General features: G+C 48.6%; 16 protein-coding genes. 11 read left to right on the top strand and 5 right to left on the bottom strand.

Annotation, left to right across the window (positions count from 1 at the left end; genetic code table 11):
• Positions 1-147: 147 nt before the first annotated feature.
• The 3 genes from DFR28_RS02925 to DFR28_RS02915 all read left to right on the top strand — a co-directional run bounded on the left by DFR28_RS02925 (position 148) and on the right by DFR28_RS02915 (position 4094).
• The gene (locus tag DFR28_RS02925; RefSeq protein WP_211316827.1) at positions 148-1548 is read left to right on the top strand and encodes a vWA domain-containing protein; all 1401 of its coding nucleotides are present in this window, start codon (positions 148-150) and stop codon (positions 1546-1548) included.
• A 75-nt stretch (positions 1549-1623) separates the two neighbouring features.
• Positions 1624-3393, top strand: coding sequence for a sensor histidine kinase (locus DFR28_RS02920; protein ID WP_113952795.1), 1770 nt, complete (start codon positions 1624-1626; stop codon positions 3391-3393).
• Positions 3390-4094, top strand: a complete 705-nt coding sequence (locus DFR28_RS02915; protein WP_113952794.1) for a response regulator transcription factor — start codon at positions 3390-3392, stop codon at positions 4092-4094. The genes DFR28_RS02920 and DFR28_RS02915 overlap by 4 nt, the downstream gene beginning before the upstream one ends.
• A 32-nt stretch (positions 4095-4126) precedes the next feature.
• Here the strand turns inward: DFR28_RS02915 and DFR28_RS02910 are convergent, their stop codons facing one another.
• Together DFR28_RS02910 and bglX are read right to left on the bottom strand one after the other, a co-directional pair.
• A complete protein-coding gene (locus DFR28_RS02910; RefSeq protein ID WP_113952793.1) occupies positions 4127-5218 on the bottom strand; it encodes a Gfo/Idh/MocA family protein in 1092 nt (363 codons plus the stop codon).
• A gap of 45 nt (positions 5219-5263) precedes the next feature.
• Entirely contained in the window at positions 5264-7534 is a 2271-nt protein-coding gene (gene bglX / locus DFR28_RS02905) for a beta-glucosidase BglX (RefSeq protein ID WP_113952792.1), read from the bottom strand.
• 500 nt (positions 7535-8034) lie between these two features.
• On the opposite strand from bglX, the gene DFR28_RS02900 reads away from it, so the two are divergent.
• From DFR28_RS02900 to DFR28_RS02870, 7 genes are all read left to right on the top strand, one after another.
• Positions 8035-8217 (top strand): hypothetical protein, encoded by a 183-nt coding sequence (locus DFR28_RS02900; protein ID WP_147250911.1) that lies wholly within the window; start codon positions 8035-8037, stop codon positions 8215-8217.
• Positions 8198-11152, top strand: a complete 2955-nt coding sequence (locus tag DFR28_RS02895; RefSeq protein ID WP_113952790.1) for a TonB-dependent receptor — start codon at positions 8198-8200, stop codon at positions 11150-11152. Before DFR28_RS02900 ends, DFR28_RS02895 begins: the two co-directional genes overlap by 20 nt.
• Before the next feature lie 313 nt (positions 11153-11465).
• Positions 11466-13028 carry a tryptophan halogenase family protein gene (locus tag DFR28_RS02890; protein ID WP_113952789.1) on the top strand — a complete coding sequence of 521 codons (1563 nt, stop codon included), beginning with the start codon at positions 11466-11468 and terminating at the stop codon, positions 13026-13028.
• Between the two features lie 19 nt (positions 13029-13047).
• Entirely contained in the window at positions 13048-14556 is a 1509-nt protein-coding gene (locus tag DFR28_RS02885; RefSeq protein ID WP_113952788.1) for a tryptophan 7-halogenase, read from the top strand.
• A gap of 89 nt (positions 14557-14645) precedes the next feature.
• Complete coding sequence (locus tag DFR28_RS02880) at positions 14646-16154, top strand: tryptophan halogenase family protein (protein WP_211316826.1); 1509 nt, start codon at positions 14646-14648, stop codon at positions 16152-16154.
• 61 nt (positions 16155-16215) lie between these two features.
• Positions 16216-19044: a Kelch repeat-containing protein gene (locus DFR28_RS02875; RefSeq protein ID WP_113952786.1), complete on the top strand. Its 2829-nt coding sequence runs from the start codon at positions 16216-16218 to the stop codon at positions 19042-19044.
• A 54-nt stretch (positions 19045-19098) separates the two neighbouring features.
• Positions 19099-19674, top strand: coding sequence for a CoA transferase (locus DFR28_RS02870; RefSeq protein WP_342773276.1), 576 nt, complete (start codon positions 19099-19101; stop codon positions 19672-19674).
• Positions 19675-19686: 12 nt separating this feature from the next.
• Here DFR28_RS02870 and DFR28_RS02865 read toward each other — a convergent pair whose 3' ends face one another.
• The 3 genes from DFR28_RS02865 to DFR28_RS02855 all read right to left on the bottom strand — a co-directional run bounded on the left by DFR28_RS02865 (position 19687) and on the right by DFR28_RS02855 (position 22303).
• Positions 19687-20019, bottom strand: a complete 333-nt coding sequence (locus DFR28_RS02865; RefSeq protein WP_113952784.1) for a YciI family protein — start codon at positions 20017-20019, stop codon at positions 19687-19689.
• A gap of 104 nt (positions 20020-20123) precedes the next feature.
• Positions 20124-20660, bottom strand: a complete 537-nt coding sequence (locus DFR28_RS02860) for a DUF2937 family protein (protein WP_113952783.1) — start codon at positions 20658-20660, stop codon at positions 20124-20126.
• 44 nt (positions 20661-20704) lie between these two features.
• A complete protein-coding gene (locus tag DFR28_RS02855; protein ID WP_113952782.1) occupies positions 20705-22303 on the bottom strand; it encodes a phytoene desaturase family protein in 1599 nt (532 codons plus the stop codon).
• 246 nt (positions 22304-22549) lie between these two features.
• Between DFR28_RS02855 and DFR28_RS02850 the strand changes: the two genes are divergently transcribed.
• Positions 22550-24067: a right-handed parallel beta-helix repeat-containing protein gene (locus DFR28_RS02850; protein WP_147250910.1), complete on the top strand. Its 1518-nt coding sequence runs from the start codon at positions 22550-22552 to the stop codon at positions 24065-24067.
• Positions 24068-24265 lie beyond the last annotated feature (198 nt).

Below are 24265 nucleotides of genomic sequence, written 5' to 3'. Positions count from 1 at the left end.
TATAGTCTGTCAGTTATTGATGCTCGACCAACTTTTTTACAAATCTTTTACACTCTTATTAGATTTGTTTGACCATTTAAATGTGCATCGTCATTACCATGATTCAACATTAAATAGTTCAATATGAGGAATGCAATGATGTACCAGATGATGAATAACAAAGCGACTAGCCTAAGGCTGTTGGCGACGCTGATGGTGACCTTTAGTTGCGGCATTAGCCAGGCAACCCAAGCTCGTCCTAATACCAATGAAAACCAGAAGGTGCGAGTAGAGAGCGGCTTGGCGACGCCAGTGATGGAAGCTGGCCGAATGCAGAATGCGTATATTCGAGTCTCGTTAACAGGTTATGAAATGCCGGACTTAGCGGCACGTGCGCCACTCAATGTGGCGTTGGTGCTAGACCAGTCTAGCTCCATGAGCGGCGACAAAATTCAGCGTGCCAAGGAAGCCGCTATTCTCGCTGTCAGCAAGCTTTCGTCCAACGACGTTGTATCCATCATTACCTACGACAGTACTGTCAATGTGTTGGTGCCAGCGACACGGGTTACAGATAAAGATCGTTTCTACACTGCAATCGAGTCGATTCGAGCGGCAGGCAGCACCGCCTTGTTTGCAGGTACCAGTAAGGGGGCATTTGAGGTTAGAAAGTATCTCGATCGAGAGCGTGTTAATCGAGTGGTGTTGCTGTCTGATGGCATGGCGAATATCGGTCCTGACTCGCCGTCAGCCTTGGGTCAGTTAGGTAAGTCCCTGGCCAAAGAGGGCATGAGTGTTTCGACCATTGGTTTAGGCTTGGGTTACAACGAGGACCTGATGACTCAACTCGCGAATTACAGTGATGGAAACCATGAGTTTGTTGAAAACTCAGCTGACCTAGCACGCGTGTTTGATAAAGAATTTGGTGACGCAATGTCGGTTGTTGCGCAGAACGTACAAATAGAAATCATCTGTGAGGACGGTGTTCAGCCGATTCGTATTGTCGGGCGTGATGGCAGTATTATTGGCAATCGAGTTGTAACGTCAATGAATCAACTTTATAGCGCACAACAAAACTACGTGGTTTTGGAAGTGGCGGTGCCAGCCTCTAAAGCGGGCCAGCAGCGTCAGGTGGCAAGCGTCAAAGTAACTTACGATAATATGGCGAACCAGCAGTCTGAAACCGCCAATAATAGTATTGCGGCAACCTTCACTCGTTCAACTCAAGAGGTTAAACAAGCCATTGATAAAGTAGCTTATGAGTCGGCGATAGAGCAGGTGGCAAATGAGCAAGCAGCGCAAGCGGTAGAGTTACGAGACAAAGGCGATATTATCGGCGCGCAGGCTGCCCTGAAGTCCAACGCGGCGTTTTTAGATGATGCAGCTGGGTTGATTGAATCGCCTAAATTAGAACAACAAAGCCTAGAGTCACTTGAGGAAGTCCAAGTGGTGGGTCAACAGGGTTCTTGGAATAAAAACCGCAAGCTATTGAAGGAGAAAAACTACAAGCGTTCTAAGCAACAATCGCTACGTAGTTCATCTAGTTCACAAGATCAGTCGGGTCAAGAATAGAGGGCCGTAGCGGACTCGGCGTGTGCTACTATTTTTGTTTATGATTAGTTTAGTACGCGCCTGGCGCTGCATGTAATGAAATACAAGTTCCCACTATTGTTTGCCATTCTGGTGGTTGTGCCGCTGGCGGTTTTAGCCAGCTTAGCGGCGCGCTTGTACTCACAAGAAAGTATTGTGCAAGATCATCAAGCTCAAGTGTTGGCGGATCTAAGGTTGCGCGAGGCGAGCAATGTTATTGATCGTTACTTCGATGGGCTTAAGCAAGATTCATTTAATGCTTTGCAGTTTCTAGAGATTGAGGGTAACGCACTTAAGTCTGAGCAAATCAGCGCGATCAGGGGGTTAATTCAAGCGGACCCGATTCTCGATCAAGTATTCGTTTTGAATGCCGACGGTGAGCGTCTGTTTCCGCCGAAAGCAGCCTTGGCTTCGCGCAGTGAAGAGAACTTTGTCTTAAATACCCAAACTTTGTGGAACGACCAAGATGCGTTTCGAGTGCGAGCGATTGAAGCACCGCTAATGGCCGCTAATACGAATGATCGCTCCGCTATTACGAGTCCAGCCGTTACCAGCTCAACAAACAGCAGCGTTAATTTGTCTAAGTCGATCGATGAGTATCGAAGTAGTCGTGTCTCGGCTCAGTCTCTCGCAGACGCTTCTGAGCGAGTCACGCAACAATCGGGTTGGACCACATGGGATGTCGGTACCGAAACTCAAACATTTTTTTGGTATCGTGATGCTGCTAATAATTTGATCGGTCAAAAGCTCGCTCAGGCGTATTGGTTATCTGAGTTGATAAACCGTTTACCCGACGACCGTGATGCGCGAGCTCTGTTAGGTGATGCGAGAATTAAACTAACTGATCGAAGTCAGGAGACGGTGTATCAATGGGGGCCGTATGAGCCGAGCGTACACGGTCATGTTGAACCCAATGCGCAGAAATTATTGGGGCATCCACTCGACGGTTGGCGGCTCGCTTATTTCAATTCAAAGGCCGGCGTTATTGGTGGTTTCAAGCAACTAGTATTTATTAGTTCGTTGTTGGCATTAGGTTTAGTGTTGTTGGGCTTGAGTGTTTATATTTGGCGCGAGATGCGCCGTGATTTGCGTGTGGCAGAGCAGCGCGTCACGTTTGTTAATCAAGTGTCGCATGAGCTTAAAACACCGTTAACTAATATCTGTATGTATTCGGACATGTTGGACTCGGAAGTCAACGAAGCCGAACAGATCGACCGTGCTCGGGTAGGCAAATACAGCGAGGTGGTGCGCTCTGAGAGTCAGCGTTTAGCCAGACTCATTAATAATGTGCTTGGCTTCTCAAGAGCACAGCAGCACGATGTACAGCTGCGGAAAAGCAGCGTCATTGTGGACGAGGTGATCCGCCAAACTGTGAAAGTATTCGAGCCCGCGTTGAACGCTAAAGGTATAGCGGTCGAATTGGTTTTGGATGCTAGTACGCCCGTGCTGATTGATGCTGGTGTGCTGGAACAGGTACTCAATAACCTGTTGAGTAATGTCGAGAAGTACGCGGCCAGTGGCAAGTGGTTGAAAATCACATCGCATATTGATAATGGTGCGGTGCAGCTTGATGTAATCGACGCAGGCCCCGGTTTAGGTTATGGCAACGACCGCCTGTTTGAGCCGTTTGAACGTGGCGACTCTCGCCTTAACCAAGGTATCTCTGGTACCGGAATTGGTTTGAGTATTTCGCGCCAACTAGCTCGTGCGCACGGTGGCGACTTGACGGTTAAAACTACTGAACGAGGTGCTTGGTTTATTCTGACATTGAGCGCTGATGATAGCGATGAACTCGATCAAAAATCCCATACGGACCGCGCGCTATGAAATTGCTAATTGCCGAAGACGATTCTCTGATACGTGAGGGTTTAAGCGATATTCTCGTGGCCGAGGGCTATGACTGCATACTAGCCGAAGACGGAGAGCAGGCGTTACGCATATTTACTGAGCAGCAACCGCAAATGGTGTTGTTGGATATTATGATGCCAAATATGGATGGCTATAATGTGTGCCGCGAAATCCGACGTCTCGATCAGCACACGGCGATTATCTTTATAAGTGCAAAGTCAGAGGAAATTGATCGCGTGTTGGGCTTAGAGTTAGGTGCTGATGACTACATTATGAAGCCATTTGGTAAGCATGAGGTGGTGGCTAGGGTGCGTGCCGTGACACGGCGTTATCGCTTGTCTGAGCAGAACTCAGCTGATAGCGAACTTGAGGTGTTTGCGATGGGTGACTTGCGTGTCAATCTCAAGGAAATGCGGGCCGAACGTAATCAGCAGTGTGTCGACTTGAGCTTGCGTGATTGTAAGATTCTACAGTTGTTGCACGCTAACTGCGGGAATGTCGTTAGTCGAGAGCAGCTATTTAATGTGTGTTGGGGGCGCGATTATTTGGCCAGTAGTCGTACCCTAGATCAGCATATTTCAATGCTTAGAAAGCGAATTGAAATCGACCCATTAACACCGAGTATTATCAAAACAATACACGGTGTTGGTTATCGTTATGATGCGTCAAACACTGTTTGAGAGTCTACAGCTAGCTTGACTGTAGCTAAATACTAAATAAGCACTCGTCGAGATTGATTCTTGGCGGATTCAAATATGGCTTCAACAATACGAATGTCTTTTTGCCCTTCAATGCCAGGAACCAGTGGTTCGACCTGGTTGATAATCGCCAGGGCGTCGTCATCCATCTGTCGAGCCTGTTGGTGTTCGACGGTTTTTACTAATTGAGTGCCATCACTCGTTTCGCCGCGAACTCCTGAATAGGATTGAAACGGTTCCAGTTTGTACCAGCCATTCTCGCAATCTGCTCGCAGTGTATTCATTGATTCATAGACGCTGGTGGCGCATTCGGCGCGAGCACCACTGGGGAACTCTAATTCAAAAAATGTGGCCTCATCGACTTCGCTGAAGGTCTTCGGTCGATAAATTTTGTGTCGTGCGGTTACCGCGATTGGTTCTTCGCCGGTGGTGTAACGCGCCGCATTGAGTGGGTAGACGCCCATGTCGTACATGGCTCCGCCGCCCATTGCTTTCTGGATTCGCCAATCATCGGCCGACGGTGCGCCTCCTTTATAGCCAGCGCGCGCCACTACCTGTTTGATTGCTCCGAACGGGCGTTGCTTAGCGTATTGCATGAGTGTGCGAGTGTTGGGTTCGTGTTGTAAACGATAGCCGATTGCTAACTGCACTTTGTTGCGGGCGCAGGTGTCAATCATGATTTGGCAATCGTCAGCCGTTAGCGCCATTGGTTTTTCACACCACACGTGCTTGCCGGCGTTGGCGGCAATTAGGGTATATTTTTTGTGTAGTGAGGTGGGTACAACAACATAAACCACATCGATATCAGGGTTGTTAGCGATTTCGTGCATGGTTTCGTAACTATACACATTGCTGTCTTTTATGCCGTATTGTTGTTGCCAGCGCGGGATTTTGTCGGGGCTGCCGGTGACAATGCCACGTAATTCACAATGACTGGTCAACTGCAGTGCAGGGGCTAGTTGGCCTTGGCTGTATGAGCCTAGGCCAACTAATGCGACACCGAGTTTACGGCGTGGCGCTGGGGCGTTTGCCCATAGTGTCTGGGTATTTGCCAATAGAGAGGCACTGCCAGCCCAGCTTAAAAAACGTCTACGATTAAATGACATTGTGTTCTCCTCTCTAGTTGAGTATTGCTCTAGTTGGTGTGTTGTTTATTTCATCGACAGTGTGAATTGCCCAGTTAAACCTTCACGAGAGTTCGATCCAACCAATATATCAAACTCCCCAGGTTCAACGATCCAGTTTCCTTCTCGGTCAAAGAAGCCGAGTTTGGATGAGTCTAAAGTGAAGTTGACGGTCTTGGTTGCGCCAGGCTCGAGTTCGATTTTCTCGAAGCCTTTTAGCTCCTTGATGGGGCGGGCGACCGAGGCGACTTTATCGTGCATGTAGAGCTGTACGACTTCTTCTCCAGCGCGCTTGCCAACATTTTTAACCGTCACACTCACGTCTACCTTGGCGGGGTCATCGGCGTTGATGCTTAACTTGCTATAGTCGAACTGGGTGTAACTTAATCCGTGGCCGAATGGGAACAGTGCTTCGCTAGGGCTGTCGGAATAGTGCGACCAGAATACATTGCTGTCTTTGTCGATTGGGCGACCCGTGTTCATACGGTTGTAGTAAAGCGGCATTTGCCCAACATTGTAGGGAAAGCTAACGGGTAGTTTTCCTGATGGGTTGTAGTCTCCGAAAAGCACCTCAGAAATCGCGTTACCACTCTGCGAGCCGAGTTGCCAAGTTGCCGCAATGCTGGGGATATGTTCCGCGGCCCACGGTAGTGCCAATGGTCGGCCGCTGGCAATTAGTAAGACGATATTTGGGTTTACTGCATAAACGGCTTCGAGCATTTCTTGTTGTAAGCCAGGTAGACCTAGATCGGTACGACTCCGTCCTTCGCCGGATTGGAAGCCATGTTCGCCGAGGAGCATTACTACAACATCAGATTTTTTCGCCAACGCGACGGCTTCGTCGATGCCCGTTGCGTCGGTTTGGTTGACAGTGATTTCTTGTACGAAGCTCTCTTCGCCAGTAACGACTTTAACGCCTTGCGCAAACTCTATGTCATCTCGATACTTTGCTAAGCCTTCTAATAGTGACACCGCCGAGTTGTCGATCGAGCCGAAACGCCAGCTACCAAGTGGGCTGTTCTTATCGTCGGCAAAATCGCCAATTACTGCAATTTTCCCGCTAGTTTTTGAGAGTGGCAGCAAGTTGCCTTGATTTTTCAGCAGAACAATCGAGCGCTTGGCGACATCTAATGCGGCGGCCATATGGTCGGCATGTCCTAATAAGGTGGCTTCGCGTTCTTCGTTAATGTACTTGTACGGATCATCAAATAAGCCAAGCTTGAACTTAAGTCGCAGAATACGTCGCACGGCGTCGTCGACTAAGGCAATGTCCACTTTACCTTCATTTACTAGGGCTTCGAGATGCTTAACGTACATGTAGCTTTCCATGTCGACGTCTGAGCCGGCGGTTACGCCGAGTTGCGCTGCATGTTTTAAATCTTTAGCAAAACCGTGTTGCATCATTTCTTTGCCTGAGCCCCAATCAGACACAACCAAGCCATTAAAATCCCAAGCGCCTTTTAGAATGCCTCGTTGTAAGAAAACATCGCCAGTGGCAGGAATTCCATTTAACGTATTGAAGGCGTTCATAACACTTGCGACGCCAGCATCGACTGACGCTTTAAATGGCGGCAGGATCATATTGTATAAAGTATTTGTGCCGACATCGACGCGATTGTATTCGCGCCCAGCTTCGCCGAAACCGTAGCCGGCAAAATGCTTGGCGGTGGCAGCGATGGTGTCGATATCAGTTAGGTCATCACCTTGAAAGCCGCGCACTCGTGCAACCGCGACTTTTTGACCTAGAAAAGTGTCTTCTCCGGCACCTTCCATGACGCGACCCCAGCGCGCATCGCGCGAGATGTCGACCATCGGCGCAAAGGTCCAGTTGATGCCGCGTGCAGAGGCTTCAATCGCACCGATTCGAGCGGATTTTTCAATAGCGTTTAAGTCCCAGCTTGCGGCTTCAGCCAAGGGGATCGGGAATACTGTTTGGTGGCCATGAATAACGTCTAAGGCAAATATTAACGGAATGCCGAGGCGTGATCCTTCTACCGCAAGTTTCTGGGTGGCGCGCACGTCTTTGGTGCCGGTAATGTTCAGCACCGACCCGACCATGCCCGTGCGAATGTGTTCATACTTGTTCTTTGCATCGCCCTCAGCTGGAGCGGGTCCGGTGACCTCCCAAAAACCATTGTATTGATTCATTTGGCCGGCTTTTTCAGCCAGTGTCATTTTGGCGAGTAACTCATCGACACGCTGCTCTATATCGTTAGATGCCGAGCTGGTAAATGGTGATGCCAGGAGCATTATGCTGGCCAGTGCAGTTGATAGTTTCGCGGGCAATGAGTGGGGCATGGGGAGTCTCCTTCGTTGACAGCTCTAAGCGGCTGATGGTGTGTATATTGTTTATCAAAAGGCAGTCTGGCAGTTTTTATTATGTAAAACCAGTGCTGCGATTACGTCAGCTGGCAAAATCAGCTGCATTTTTATGCAATATGTAAAACGATTACAAATCTAGCTATTGTTCTAAATATTAATTTAAGTCTTTGATATTAATGAGTTAATTTATAGTGATTTGGTGTTCATTGTTATGTGGTACGACAATAAATAGACAAACGCTCTGTTGATGCACGAATAAAATGTAACATAATTACATAAAGTTGTCTTTTATTGTGGGTAAATACCCTGTCTAGGCTGTTATTAGTTCAATATAAACCAATTTTTGGTCAATAAGGCTATTTTTGGCGAAAAAGCGGAAACCGTTTACATGTAAGTTAACTAACTGTATTTAAACAATAAAGTTGATTTGTTTGGTGGCTTTTAAAGTAATTATTGAAAATTTTTTACAAAATCAGATGACATCGATTACTGATTGTCATAAGGTTATTCGTAAGTGGTGCCAAAACCACGACAAGAGTGATGCATTACAACCTAGCAATAACAAGATTAAAGCGTTGGGTTATGAGGTCGTTCTGCGTCAACTTAATAATAAAACCATCAGAGAAGGAGAATTAGATCATGACGAAACGCATATCTAAGAACGCCTTCGAGCTTTCTGCTCGAGGGTTCCCGTATAAGAAGACCATGCTTGCCATGTGTGTCGGTGCTGCCATTCAGCCGGCTACTTGGGCGCAAACCGTTGAGGCCGATGCAGTCGAAACTGACGACGTTAAAAAGTCTAGTGAGGCGATGCTCGAAGAGGTAACGGTATACGGTGTTAGAGCAAGTTTAAAATCAGCTCAAGACATCAAAAAGAATGCTGACACTCACGTTGATGCGATTTCGGCGTCAGATATTAATGCACTTCCTGATGTTTCAGTATTAGAGGCATTACAGCGTGTACCAGGTGTGTCGATCGAGCGTTTTGCTGCGATTAATGACCCTGATCACTTTTCGACTGAGGGTTCCGGCGTGACGTTACGCGGCTTGCCCAATACTCGCTCCGAGTTTAATGGTCGTGATACATTCTCAGCAAACTCCGGTCGTGGTTTGTCATTTCAAGACGTCTCACCAGAATTGTTAGGCAGCGTCGAGATTTTCAAGAACCAAACCGCCGATATGATCGAAGGTGGTATTTCTGGCACGATCAACCTTAATACACGCGAACCATTCGATTCCGAAGAGCGAGTATTGAGCATCTCCGCGCAGGCCAATTATGGAGACCTTGAGGAAGAATGGACGCCATCTTTTAGTGGCTTGTACAGTGACCGTTGGGAAGTTGAAGGCGGTGAAGTCGGTGTGCTGGCTAGTTATTCAAACTCGGATTTGGATTTTCGCTCCGACGGTGCGCAGTTCGGTTTTCACAAGTTTGATGAAACATCTGGTCGCTATACGCCAATCAATGCGGGTATTCGTACGACCTCTACTCAGCGTGAGCGCGAAGCGGTTTCGTTGGCTGTTCAATTTGAAAATACTGACGGCACATTTAGCGTATTAGGCGAATATCTCCGTTCTGATTCAGCAACTACTTGGACTGAGTTTGCATTCTTCTCAGATGACGCAGCAGGCAGTCCGTCGGCGGATTCGGTCTATGATGGTAACGGTGTATTTCAAAGCGGCACGATCGAAAATATTTCAGGTGGTTTAGGTCCGCAAACAAGACAGCAAACGTCAAATTTGTTGACTCAAGATTTCTCGTTGGAGTTTGAATTCCAAGCCACTGATAAGTTGAAAATCAGCACAGACCTCCAGTATGTCGACTCCGAAACTGACGTGTTAGATTTGTCAGTGTTTGGCGGTATTGTTGGTGGCGGACTCAGTGTGGATTTAGCTAACAATGGTGGTAAACCAGGTTTAACGTTCCGTGCACCTAATGGACAAGGCCCTGATTTCTTCACTAATCCAGCTAATTATTTCTGGCTGGCCGCGATGGACCATGTGGAAGAGTCTGAAGGTGATGAAGCGGCTATTCGTTTGGATTTTGATTACGAGCTTGATTCGGATTTTGCAAAATCAGTTGAAGCCGGTGTACGTTGGTCTGAACGAGATCAAACCACTCGCTGGTCTAACTATAACTGGGGCAACCTGTCAGAAACTTGGGCAAATGGTCAATCTACCTTCGACGGTACTGCGAATGGTGCGGGCTATGCGAATAGTCAGGCCAGTGCATTTACTTTCGATAATTTCTTCGCCGGTGGAGTGCAGGGCATACCGGGTGGCACGGTTCTCGCAGGTAATGCTTCGCTAGTAAGTGATTATGGTACGTTCCGTAATAACTTTGATGTTCCTAATGTATTTCGCGCGCCGTTATTCGGGCGTGAAGGCGATGCTAACAGTCCGTATATTGCGGCGGAAATCAACTCTACTACTGAAACCAATACCTCAGCGTATGTTCGGCTAAACTTTGGAATTGATGGCGATAAGCGCATGGACGGCAACGTCGGCTTGCGTTATGTCAACTTAGATACGTCAGTTGGCGGTGGTATCACCTACCCATTGATTCTTGTTGGGAATAACCCGAACAGCAATTTCACTGCTGATCAATTGGCGTTTGCCAACGGTTTTAGTAGTTCAGAAGCAGCCGAAAGCTCTTACGATGCTATCTTGCCTAGTTTGAACATCAAGTATGAGCTAACACCTGAGTTGATCGCGCGCTTTGGTGCGTCAAAGGCGGTTTCGTGGCCTGACTTAGGCAACTTGCGTTACAACTACAATATTACCTCAAGTATCGATACCATTGACGGTCAAGCCACATTACGTAGCTTTCGACAAGTATCTGGAAATCCGTTCTTGAAACCATTGGAATCAATCAATTTGGATCTGTCATTTGAATATTATTTTGATGATGCGGATTACGTATCAGCTGGTGTATTTCATAAAGACATCAAGAACTTTTTCTCGACCACTACTACGACTCGCAACATCACCAACCCAAGTTCGGGCGTGACCCAGCCGGTTGAAGTAAGTCAGCCATTTAATGTGGGCTCGGCAACGTTGAGCGGCTTTGAGTTTGCGTATCAACAGTTCTTTGATGAATTGCCAGGTGTCTGGAGTGGTTTGGGTATGCAGTTCAACTACACCTACTTAGATCCGAGTAATGTGCCACAGCAGAACTTGCGCCCTGAGCAGTTTGGTGGTGAAACCGACGTTGATCGTGCGGCTGTTCCTTACGATAATTTACCATTACAAGGATTGTCAGAAAGTCAGTTCAACATTGTTGGCTTATTTGAAAACGATAAATGGGAAGGTCGATTGGCGTACAACTGGCGTGACGACTATTTGTTAACGATTCGAGAAGTTAATTCTTCGAATGTTGGCTTTGATGTCACGACTTTCGCCGATGCTCGTGGTCAGTTAGACGGTTCAGTTTTCTACCGTGTCAACGATGATTGGCAGGTTGGCTTGCAAGGCACTAACTTGTTGCAAGACGAAGTAACAACTTCCAGTCAAGTCGATGCTAGTGGTACACGCGTGTTCAGACACTCTTATGTATATGATCGTCGATTCACTCTCGTAGTGCGCGGCAGTTTCTAAGGTGTTATAGGTCTTTGATGATGAGCCGCCTCAGGGTTACTTGGGGCGGCTTTTTTATATGGCGCGGGTTGCTCTGATTGAGTTTGCTGGTTTGATATAGTCAAATAGACTTATAGATCTGTGTGGGTTAAGCTGCCATTGATTAAACTAGCCCGAGTGCTATTCTGTGTCTAAGATCTAGAGCGATTTGCTCAATATTAAATCGACCGTGTCCTATTTCTGTGGGCGTGCTTAGTCGGTCTATTAGAGGGGTTCTTGAGCATCTCGCACTTCTTATACTAAGTGACGCGATTCTATTAGGTGTGCTTGTCAAATGATTGAAAACGCAAATAATGCGATTAATAAAGTCGTCATCGTCGGCGGCGGTACTGCTGGCTGGATGACTGCGGCTGCGCTGTCAGAAGTGTTGAGTAACACTGGCTGCGAGATTACTCTAATTGAATCAGAACAAATTGGAACCGTTGGGGTAGGTGAGGCGACATTGCCACATCTACGCTTTTTCAATCAACGCTTGGGCATCGATGAGCCAGAGTTCATGCGAGCCGTTAACGCCACTTACAAGCTTGGAATTGAGTTTGCCAACTGGGGACAAAAAGGCGATTCCTATATTCATCCGTTTGGCGATTTTGGCAAGCCGCAAAACAACATAGCTTTTCATCACTATTGGGTGAAATCTCATTTGCATGGCAATAAGACACCGATAGGCGACTTCTCTCTGCCAGTGGTGGCGTCACAACAGGCTAAGTTTGATTTTCCCGCGCAGGATTTGAATTCGTTGCTGTCTACTTTCTCATTTGCGTATCATATCGATGCGGGCTTATATGCGAAGTACTTGCGTGAGTACTCTGAGCAACGTGGCGTGACTCGTAAGGAAGGTAAGGTCATAGGGGTTAATCAAGATGCCGAAACTGGTTTTATAACGTCGGTTGAAATCGATGATGGAACACAGATCGAAGGGCAGCTGTTTATCGACTGCTCTGGATTTCGTGGTCTGCTTATTGAGCAAGCGCTAGAAACTGGTTATGAAGATTGGCAGCATTGGTTGCCATGTGATCGCGCGGTGGCAATACCGTGTGCTGCGAACCCAAACCAAGCGTCAATACCGTACACGCGTGCGACCGCAGACGAGGCTGGTTGGCGCTGGCGCATTCCACTACAACACCGCGTGGGGAATGGTCATGTTTACTGCAGTGACTTTATGTCCGATGAACAAGCTGAACGCACATTGCGGACTAACTTAGAAGGTGAACCAGAGAGAGACGCAAACTTTCTGCGTTTTACCACCGGCCGTCGCAAGAAAATGTGGAATAAAAACTGTGTGGCGATTGGCTTGTCAGCGGGTTTTCTTGAGCCGCTCGAATCCACCGGTATTCACCTGATTCAATTGGCCATCATGAAGCTGATTGAGTTCTTTCCAGATCAATCGATTGATCCGGCGTTCAGTGATGAGTTTAATCGGGTCATGCAAATGGAAATTGAACGCATTAAAGACTTTCTAATTCTTCACTACAATGCTACCGAACGTGACGACACTGAATTCTGGAACTATGTACGAACCATGTCGCTACCTGATGAACTGCAACGCAAGATGGAGCTGTTTGAACGCACAGGTCATGTAGTTAAGTATCAAGAAGGGTTATTTTTGGAGCCGAGTTGGATTGCGGTATATCTAGGGCAGCGAAAAATACCTCGAGCTTACGATCCGCGATTGGATGCGTTGAGTATCGATCAGCTCGATGCGCAGCTGGAAAAGCTCAAGCAGTCGATTGTTCGGGCAGTGAATGGCATGCCTAGTCATAGCCAGGCAATTAAACAGATCGGTGATCCGGCCAATCTAGGTTGGAAAAATACCTCCATGAATTTGTATGGCCACTGATGAGGTCGAGTGAAGAATAATGGCGGATAAGCAGTCAGGCGCAATATTGAAGATTGCCATTGTTGGCAGTGATTTACATGCTTGGAGTACGGCGGCTCGGTTAGCGGTGGCTCTGCGCAATCAAGGCGTGACCATTACTGTGGTGGCCGCAAGTGAGATTAATCCGCCGCCAGTGGTCGCATTTGGAACCAGCGCGCATGCATATCACCAAGCGCTGGGAGTGCGCGAAGTCGATCTGATTAAGCATCTTAATGGCGCGTATCGCTACGGAACACGTTACCTAGCTTGGGGCAGTGCCGATGATGATGTGATTCATACCTTCTCGCCATGTGGTGAAATGTTGGAGCGGGTCCATTTTCATCACTTTTTAAGTCGCCTGCGATTGCAAGGCGAGACGATTGATCCTGAGCACTACTCATTGGCCGCTAGCGCCAGTCGACAAAATAAATTTACCCATCCTCAAGCCAATACACCGTATCAACTTATTGATTACGCCATGCAGTTTGACGGACATCGCTACGCACAGTTTATTCGTTCTTTCGCGTTGGATAACGGCGTGAAGCATGTCGTTGCGGGTGTGCACCAAGTTGTTAGGAGCAAAGACTCCGGTGATATCCAGCGCCTAGTGCTTACTGATCAGTCCGAACTAGAGGCTGACTTTTTGTTTGATGCGAGCGGCTCTATTGCGGCTCTCATTAGTGGTGCGCTACATGTGCCATGGAAGTCGTGGTCGAATTGTTTGCCTTATGATCAACAGCTTGAGCTGATGCGGAATACCCGCGCGGCGACACCGGTGGTTAATAAGCTAATCAACAATGCAGCAGGGTGGTTACGTACGGATGCGGTACCGGGTGTTACATTTGCGCAACAGGTCTACTGTTCTAAATCCACCACTGCAGATCAAGCGTTAGCAGCAGCTGAACAGGCGTGTGCTGGAGACGAACCATTGCGGGTGAGCGGTTCGCGTGAGTTGCAAGTCGGCATCCGTACGCATAGTTGGCAAAATAATTGTGTGGCAGTGGGGGCCGCGGCAGCAAGTCTGACGCCGTTATATTTTGATGAGTACCACTTTACCCATACCGCGCTCGATCGTTGGTTGTCTTTATATCCACTGTGTGGGGACTCGACACTCTCGGCCGAAGAATATAACCGTATGACACGCTTGGAGTATGCGAGCGCACGAGATATTCATACCTTGCGTTTACTGACTGAGCGACCGAGCAGCGAACCAACTTCGTCGCCCGCGCATGAGGTGGTGTGGCCGAACAGCTTATTGCATCGCGTGGCGCTGTTTGAACAAACGGGTCAGGTGGCGTTTTACGAATCTGATTTGCTGGAAAAGCATCAGTGGGTTTCATTGTTTATGGCATGTGGTATTTGGCCGCAACGCTATGACCCGTTGGCGGCCAAAATTTCGCTGGATGATTCGCGACGAGTCGTGGGTGCGATTGCTGACAAGATAGTGCAATCGGCACATAAAATGCCTGATCATGACGCTTTGTTACGAGCAATCCGTAATACCCAATAGGCTGTTATACATCTAACAACTATACATCTAACAACAACCGCAAGGGTGAAGAGCCGCAACTGCTCAAACCCATGAGACAGAGAGTTAAATTGGATAATCGAATACGCAAAATCGTGATTGTTGGTGGGGGTACCGCCGGGTGGATGACCGCCGCAGCGCTGTCAAAAGTACTCATCAATAATTATTGTGAAATTGAGCTAGTAGAGTCAGAGGCTATCGGAACCGTGGGCGTTGGCGAAGCGACAATTCCGCAAATTTCACGTTTCAATACTCTGCTAGGAATTGATGAAAACGAATTTGTACGCGAGACGCAGGGCACCTTTAAATTGGGTATTGAGTTTCGCGATTGGGGGCAGCTAGGCGATTCATACATACATCCCTTTGGTGTATTTGGAGTGCCGATAGAGTCTGTTCCGTTTCATCATTATTGGTTAAAAATGCGGCAAGCCGAAAAATTCTCACGTTTGCAGGATTTTTCTTTAGCATGTGTCGCCGCACCAAAAGGTAAGTTCACACGGCCGATGAATATACCGAAATCTCCGCTTTCGCAGATAGCCTACGCTTTTCAATTCGATGCTGGTTTATACGCAAAATATCTACGGCGTTACTCTGAGGCGCGAGGCGTTAAGCGCACCGAAGGTAAAGTAAGCCAAGTTCATCAGCGTAGTGATGACGGCTTCATTGCGTCGGTAGAAATGGAATCGGGCGAGCGTATTGAGGGTGATCTGTTTATTGATTGCTCTGGCTTTCGTGGCCTGTTGATTGAGCAGACCTTAAAAACTGGTTATGAAGAATGGACCCATTGGTTGCCATGTGATCGAGCCGCAGCGGTGCCGTGTATGAGTGCTGGGCCGCCAGAACCTTATACTCGGTCGACTGCGCGTGATGCTGGCTGGCAATGGCGCATCCCACTACAACATCGCACCGGTAACGGTCACGTCTATAGTAGTCAATTCACCGACGACGATACGGCTATTGAGACACTGTTGTCTAGTTTGGACGGTGAGCCTCTTGCTGATGTCAACAAGCTGCGCTTTGTTACTGGTCGTCGCAAACAGTTCTGGAATAAGAATGTAGTGGCTATTGGACTTTCGAGTGGCTTTATCGAACCGCTAGAGTCGACCAGTATCCATCTAATTCAGTCGGGTATATCGAAGTTGATTGGATTGTTTCCAAGTCGAGATTTCCAGCAGCCAGATATTGATAAATACAATCAACAGTCGATCTCTGAAATTGAATCGATCCGAGACTTTATTATCCTGCACTACAAAGCGACGCAGCGCGATGACACCGAGTTTTGGAATTACTGTCGTACGATGAGTCTGCCAAGTAGCCTCGATGAGCGGTTGGCGTTGTATAAGAGCAATGGCCGGCTTTATCGTGAGGGCGACGAATTGTTCTCAGAAACCAGCTGGCTCGCAGTCCTGGTGGGGCAAGGAATTCTGCCGGCGAGCTATCATCCTTTGGTTGATGCTTATGACTCGGATGGCATGGAGCGCTATCTCAGTGGCGTGTTAGACGTGATTGATCGATCGGTCGACTCCATGCCAACCCATGCAGAATTTATTCAAAAACACTGTGCGGCCGGACCGCGCTAATTCTTAATTGAAACGGTTATGCCTCTTTTAAAGGGGCGCTTATTACTACATAGAGGTGTGTATGTCTCGGAAGTCTTTTACGTGGCAGGTTGGGCGAATATTATTGTTAGCGCCATTGTTGCTTGGTTTATTCGCTTGTCAGCCTGACGAGCCTTGGCAATGGGAAAGCGTTACGGTGATTGGGCAGCCTACTGCGCGTCATGAGGCGTCGATGGTGGCGCATAATGGCAAGATCTACCTGCTCGGTGGTCGACGTATTAATCCGGTGGATGTGTTTGACCCCCAAACAAATGAGTGGGTAGCTAAGGCCTCAACACCGATTGAGCTGCATCACTTTCAGGCGGTCAGTTTAGGTGATGCAATCTACATTGTGGGAGCCATGACCGGGCAGTACCCCAATGAAACTCCGCTCGATAAAGTGATTGCGTATTATCCTGCGAGCAACACATTTAAGTATCTGCACGAGATTCCAGTTGAACGTCGTCGTGGTGGCGCTGGAGTCGCTGTGCATAACGGCAAGCTATACGTAGTCGGTGGGATTACCAATGGTCATGTTGATGGTTATAAACCATGGTTAGACGAATACGACCCAGTAAGCGGAGAGTGGCGAGTGCTGCCTGATGCGCAGTTTGCGCGAGACCATGTGCAGGCGGCGATAAACAATGACAAGCTTTATGTGTTTGCCGGCCGCACCAGTCGACAACGCACCGACGAAGTTATGTCGTTATTGGTTGAGCACGGTGAAGTGTTTGATTTGAATGCTGAGCAGTGGTTACCGGTGACCAACCAGTTGGCATTGCCGCACCTTCGTGCGGGCAATATGTTGATGTTTTGGAATAATGAAATAATCATTGGTGGTGGCGAGAGCCATCTTCAAGAATCAGCGCACCGAGAAGTTGACGCATTTGACACGAAAACTCAACAATGGCGTCGCTGGCCCGACCTGCTAGAAGGTCGGCACGGCACTGGCTTTGTTGTACTAAATGATTATGTGTACACCGCATCTGGTTCTGCCAACCGTGGTGGTGGTCCTGAGCTAACCAGCATGGAGCGACTAAAGTTACCGCTAGCGTTAGATTCCGGTGCAAGCAACAAGGGGGAGCTGCCCGTTACTATTGATGAGACGCCGGTCTATCAGTTGTGGCATACCGTTGAGTTGGATTTTGTTGGACCGGACACTTCTGAGTCGGACGTCGATAATCCGTTTTTAAATAAGCGACTCGACGTTGAGTTTACCCATGCATTATCACAAAAAACGATTCGTGGCTTCTATGCTGCAGATGGTAATGCCGCCGAAACAAGTGCTGATTCCGGCGCTATTTGGCGAGTGCGCTTCACGCCACATATCAAAGGCAAATGGACGTATCGTGCAAGCTTACGCTCTGGTGAGAATATTGCCATTCAAGAACTCAGTGACAGTATGACTGTGTTGCCGCTTGAGTCGAGTGTTGGTGAGTTTTTAGTGGTCGGTAGCGATAAAGATCAGAGTGATTTCCGTGCCCACGGACATCTTGCGGTTGACCGCAGCTATTTTCGCTTTCGCGATACTGGGGAATACTGGATCAAAGCCGGTGCCAATAGCCCTGAGAATCTATTGGGCTATTTTGAGTTTGATGGCACCTATCGAGTTGGACGCGCCGACCGTGATGGCGACGCGGTGGCTGGTGAGGGTCTGCATCAGTTCAAGCCGCATGCGGCTGATTGGCAACTGGGTGATCCGAGTTGGCAAGAAGGCAAAGGCAAGAACCTAATCGGCGCAATGAACTACCTAGCGGCAAAAGGAATGAACGCCAGTTATTTCCTTACCATGAACATTAACGGCGATGGTAACGACGTTTGGCCTTATGTTAAGCATGATGAATTGAGTCGTTTTGATGTGAGCAAGTTGGCGCAATGGGAAATTCTGTTTGAGCATATGCAGTCCAAGGGTATTTTGTTGCATATTGTTACGCAGGAAACCGAGAATGAACGATTACTTGATGATGGTGATGTCGGGCCGCAACGGCAGTTGTATTTGAATGAAATGATTGCACGTTTTGCGCACCATCCGGGTTTGATTTGGAACTTAGGTGAGGAAAACGGCCCAGCTGAATGGTCGCCCGTTGCGCAAAGTGATGACCAGCGCCTGGCCATGTCGACCTATATTAAGGCGCATGACCCATATCAACATCCAGTGCTGCTACATACTCACTCTACGCCGGATGATAAAGACCGGATTCTGCCTCCACAACTGGGGCACGCGGACCTCGATGGTTTGTCGTTTCAAGTGCATCTGCGCGAGCAAGTGTACGATGAGTTAGTTCGTTGGCGACAGCGTTCGCGCGAGGCAGGGCATGAATGGCTAATTACCATGGACGAAATTGGCGAGTGGCATACTGCCGCGTTGCCTGACAGCTTGGACCCAAACCACGATACGTTACGCCGTTATGCGCTTTGGGGCAGTTTGATGGCTGGTGGAGCTGGAGTTGAATGGTACTTCGGTGCTAAGTACCCAGCGAATGATTTAACTTCAGAAGACTGGCGATTGCGAGACCGTCTATGGACCATAACCGATCATGCGCGTGGGTTCTTTCAACGTCATGTACCATTTTGGGCGATGCAAGCCACACCGAACCTCACGTCAGTTGAAGGGGCTTATATGTTTGCCAAGCAGGGCGATGTTTACCTGCTATATAGCCCTGTTGCAAATGACCTAAAGTTAGATCTGACCAGTGTGACTGGCGAGTTCGCGGTGCATTGGTTCGATCCGTTAAATGGTGACGATTTGCAAGTGAGTGATGTAAAAACCGTGCAAGGTGGAAGATTACGTTATCTAGGGCAGCCTCCGAGTGATGCGTCGCGTGATTGGGTAGTGTTGCTGAGAAGGTTGGTATCGACGCACGAGGAATAACATAATGGCGGGTCCGTTAGCAGGTATCACGGTGGTGGAAATCACCAGTATTGTATTGGGCCCCTATGCCTGCCAAACCTTGGCGGCACTGGCTGCCCACGTGTTTTATCGACTCATCGGCGCCCTTATCGCACTAAAGACGGATTATATATGGCGATGCTCCCGTATTGGGATGCCCATTGGCAGAGCTTCTGTGAACTTTCAGGGCATCCGGAGCTGCTTACTGATAAACGTTTCTCGAATATGCGCGTGCGACTAAAAAATATCGATGAAGCGTATCGCATAACCGGGCTGTTAACCGCTGAAAAGACCCGTGATGAGTGGCTTAGCTTATTGCAAGACTCCAATGTGCCGCATATGCCAGTGAGTACTTTGGACGAGTTAATTGATGACCCACAATTAGTTGGCTCCGACTTTTGGCAGAATTTTGAGCATCCCACCGAAGGCTCGATTCGCATGACCGGATCACCGTTCGGATTTAGTAAAACGCCGGCTAGTTTGCGTTACGCACCGCCGCACTTGGGCGAACATACTGGCGAAGTTTTACGCCAAGCGGGGCTGTCAGATGTGGATATCGATGCCATGATTACGGCCGGTGTGGCCACCACTAGCGGGTCGTCGAGTCGCTAGTACGGCGAGTTATTAACTCGGTTGTGGTTGCACGCCGGGCACGCCGGTAATCCAATATCCCGCGGAAGGGTTGAATTTTACAAAGGCTACTTCGCTGTAAACCCCTGCTTGCGCGAAGGGGTCGTACTTCATCAGCTTACGAGCAACGGCAAGATCGTCGGTATCGAAAATAAAACATGTGCCTTCTTGCGTGTTGTCTTCGATCGCTTGAGGGCTTTGACACATTGCGCCGGTGACACACACTAAGGCCAGCACGGTATCGATATATTCATTGTGCGCTTTTTGGTAGCGGTCACGGAGTTCGGCGGCATTATGTGCATCTTGACACATCACGAGAACGGGCATGATTGGGTCTCTTTATCTTGTTGTTAAGGTGAACACTATCACACTCGGCACGCCTCTGCGTGTGGGATCCTAGCCACGATACTAGCGCGTCGAGTAATGATTGTTTAGATCGATCGTCGCGGCCGATGGGGGCGATGATTCTGATTTGGACGAATGAACATGAGCTTCAAAATCGACAGTAATAATTCTAAGCATAAGCCGATCAACAAGCCCGTGAGCAGGCCTGCAATAATCGCATCTTGATTTAACGCGATAGTGAAATCATAGCTGGCGATGGCTTGACTGCGAATCTCTGATACTGGATTCAAAAAGGTTTGCACGTACGGCGACAAGCGCGATGCTGAAAAAGCCGTGAGGGCTTGTTGTAACTGCTTATTACGGGCGTACAGCGTTGCGATGTTGCGTCCGCCGTTATTAATGATCTGGTCAGGGTTGGCTTGATAGTGCGTAATTAACCGTTGTAAATCACCATCGAAGTAAGTATCAGCATCTCGCTGGAAATCTTTAAGACCTCGGTCAGACTCTAAAGTATGAGCCGCTAAGCGTTGGCCATATTGGTCGACAAAGCTCGGTACTTGAACGCCGATCAACACACCACCGACAAACAGCGCCAGGCGAAAATATTCGAATAACCTTTTCATGCTCTGAGCTTAGCACCTTCATTCGCGTGGAAGCAATTGAATGACTACCACGAGCGCGACCACCATCGACGATCGCGCAGGATCTGTTGCGCCGCATTGTGCCCAGGTGCCCCGGTGACGCCGCCGCCTGGATGCGTACCACTGCCACACATATACAATCCCTTAATCGGTGACCGGTATGCACCGTGGCCAAGTACTGGCCGTGCTGAGAACAATTGATCTAGCGTCATTTTGCCATGAAATATATCGCCACCGATCAAGCCGAATTTACGTTCAAGGTCGAGCGGCGACAGCACTTGGCGACCTAGCACCGAGGCCTTGAATCCCGGAGCGAATTGCTCAACGCAGTTGATAATATGATCGGCGGCAACATCACGCTCGAGGTCCCAGCTACGTCCATCTGGCAGCGTATAAGAAAACTGCTGGCAGAATAGACTGGCGACATGTTGATCGACCGGTGCAAGACTGTTATCCAAGGTTGATGGAATTAGCATCTCAATGATCGGCTGTTGTGACCAGCCATCGCGTCGCGCGGTACTCCAAGCTTGGTCCATATAAGCTAGGCTCGGCGCCATGATTATGCCGGAGGTTAAATAGTCCGGATTATTGGGCGCTTGTGTAAAAGTGGGTAATTCACGCAGCGCTACATTCATCCGAAAAGTTCCTGAGTGCGACTGATAGCTGGCAACGCGTTGCTGAAAGTCTGCATCCAGAGTCGATGAATCGAGTAACTGCTGGAACAGCAGTTTAGGATGTACCGACGAGGCAATTCGAGGCGCTAGATGTATGGCGTTATCGGTGCGAACCCCAACGGCTGCGCCTTCAACTACGGTTACCTCATGGACTGGGCTCGCCGTCTCAATATGTACTCCTTGCTCTTCACAGGCTCGCTGCATCGCTTGAGTGATTGCGCCCATGCCGCCGATTGCATGTCCCCAAGCTTCGCGCACGCCAGCCGCTTCACCGAATACGTGGTGTAGCAATACATAAGCCGACCCCGGTTCATACGGCGAGGCGAAATGACCGACTACCGCATCAAACCCGAATAAGGCTTTAACCGTTTCATTTTCAAAGTAAAAGTCAAGAATGTCGCCCGCGGACTTGGTGAAAAAATCGAGTAAGTTGCGTTGGGTCTCGAGCGATAACTTGCCGCTGATGTGACCTAGTTTCAATAATGCGAGTAGGTCTGCTAAGCCGCCATCAGCGTTTGGCGGCGCGACCAGTAGAAACTGTCGAATGCAGTCGACGATCTCAGTTAAGGCGTGCTGGTACTTTGGGTATTGCCGTGCGTCATGTGGGCTCAAACGCTCGATCTCTCGCTCGGTGATGCCATTGCGGCCAGCGAGTAAGTGGTCGTTTTCGGTGGGTAAAAAATTGTCTATTTTTCGCAATATTACCTCGAGTCCATGGCGCTCTAATTCCATGTCTTGAATCACTTTAGGTTGGAGCAGCGATACGGTGTAAGACGCCACCGAGTTGCGAAAGCCCGGATGAAATTCTTCGGTAATGGCTGCGCCACCGACCATGTTGCTGCGTTCTAATACACAGGTTTTGAGCCCTTGCTTGGCCAGATAATAAGCGCAGGTTAAGCCGTTATGGCCGCCCCCAATTATGATGACATCCCACTGTTTAGGTGAACTCATGATCTATTGCTTTGGTTGCTAGTGGCTCAATGATACACCGGCAGTTGAGTTGCTGACTATTGCTCGCAGATAACACCTGAGGTTTGCCGAGAAACCTAGATCGAATCGATTTATATCTAGTGAGAGCTCCGTCCAATGATATTCATAGTTTGGGTCGTCGTTGATTATTCTGTTATGGTGAAGGTGGTTATGGGAGGGGCTTAGCGCATGCTGAGTGAGGGTTTGTTAAACGGATACTATTTATTTATGCAAACGAATCTATTGCCCCGAAACCAGATATTAATGACTATTGGCGTGTTGGTTAAGAGCGCGTTGATCAAGCTTGTGTTCGGCATATCAGTGATCACTGCGGCATCTGCTCAAACAGTGTATGTGGCTACCAATGGTGTTGATCAAGCATCCAACGGAAGTTTACAGCAACCGTGGGCAAGTATTAGGTATGCGCTTGGTCAAGTCAGTGACGGCGCAACCATCATGGTCGCTCCGGGTACCTATGAGGGGCGTGTCAGCCTCGATCAAAAATTCGCCAATGGAGTGGTGATTCGATCGAGTAGCGCCTACCAAGCAAAACTGCGGCATGATGATGGTGCGGTGGTCATTTGCTTTACTTGCGCGGGTATTACTCTGGAGGGATTTGATATTGCGCATAGCCCAAACAACACTGGCGCGCTGGTGATTCAAATTCAGAACAGCAGCGTTTCTCGAGTTGTGTTGCGTAATAATATTATTCACGATAGCACCAATAATGATCTGCTCAAAATCAATAATGGCGCTCGTCAGGTGATGGTAGACGGCAACTTATTTTATAACCAACAAGGTTCCGACGAACACATTGACATCAATAGTGTTGAAGACGTCACGGTGCAAAACAATGTGTTTTTTAATTCACGCTCGCAGTCGGATACCAGTTCTTACATTGTTATCAAGGACAGCAATGCTGCGAGCGACGGTGTGTTGGGGGCAAAAAACATTAAAGTGCAGCGGAATATCTTCTTCAATTGGTTGGGTAATGATGCACAGAGTTTTGTACGAGTCGGCGAAGACGGCACGGCCAATTTTGAGGCGGACGGTGTGGATATTGAAAATAACCTGATGCTGGGAAACTCTGATCAGCTAATGCGTAGCGCGTTTACCGTGCAGGGCTCAAGGAATGTGCGGTTTCGATTTAATACCGTGGTTGGCGATCTGCCTTCACGGAGTTTTGCTGCGCGACTGCTGGTCACTGGGAGTAATCAAGCGAATCAAAATATCGAGCTCAGTAATAATATCTGGTCTGATCCCACCGGCAGTCTTGGTCAAGAAGCTTTCAACGACGCTGATGTGTTCGATGCGCCGCAAGGCGACAACGCTAGCGTGAATTTGGCTAATAATGTTTATTATAATGGTGGAAATGCCATTCCAGCGGATGCATCGCAAGGTGTTCGGTTTGCTGATGATGCTTCTCCGCGTGTCGGTAATCCATTGCTGCCTGCGCAAACAGGTATTATTTTACCGGTCTACGCTGGCGCCCAGTTCGCCGGCGGCTACGATTCAATTCGTTCGGTATTCGAACAATTGGCTAACCGCTATGGTCGGCCTGCGAGTGGCAGTATTGTTCGTGATCAAGGCCTCGTGTTGGATGCGCCTGAGTTCGACTTATTGGGCGCTCGACGTGACGCACAGCCTGATATTGGTGCAGTGGAGATTGGCGCAACGCCACCTAGAATTACTCCGATACCTAAGCAGGTTTCGTTAGCTTGGTTGTTGTTGCTGATCGATGAGTGATTCGGTCTGTATCGGGCATTGAATTAAGTGCCGCAGAGACACTCATCCTTGAGCACGTTCTCCGTATGCGTTGGCTTGCGGTTAGGTGTGCCTTCGCCAATTAGTAAACATGCAAACAACACGTCGGTGTATTTATTGCTTGTTTTGTTAGTCTTCTACGGTTTAGTGCATGGCTTGAGCGGGTTCTCCCACCTTTGA

This window comes from Arenicella xantha (assembly GCF_003315245.1).
GTDB lineage: Bacteria > Pseudomonadota > Gammaproteobacteria > Arenicellales > Arenicellaceae > Arenicella > Arenicella xantha.
Note: the sequence above shows the minus strand (reverse complement) of the source record. Positions and strands in the feature narration are given on the sequence as shown.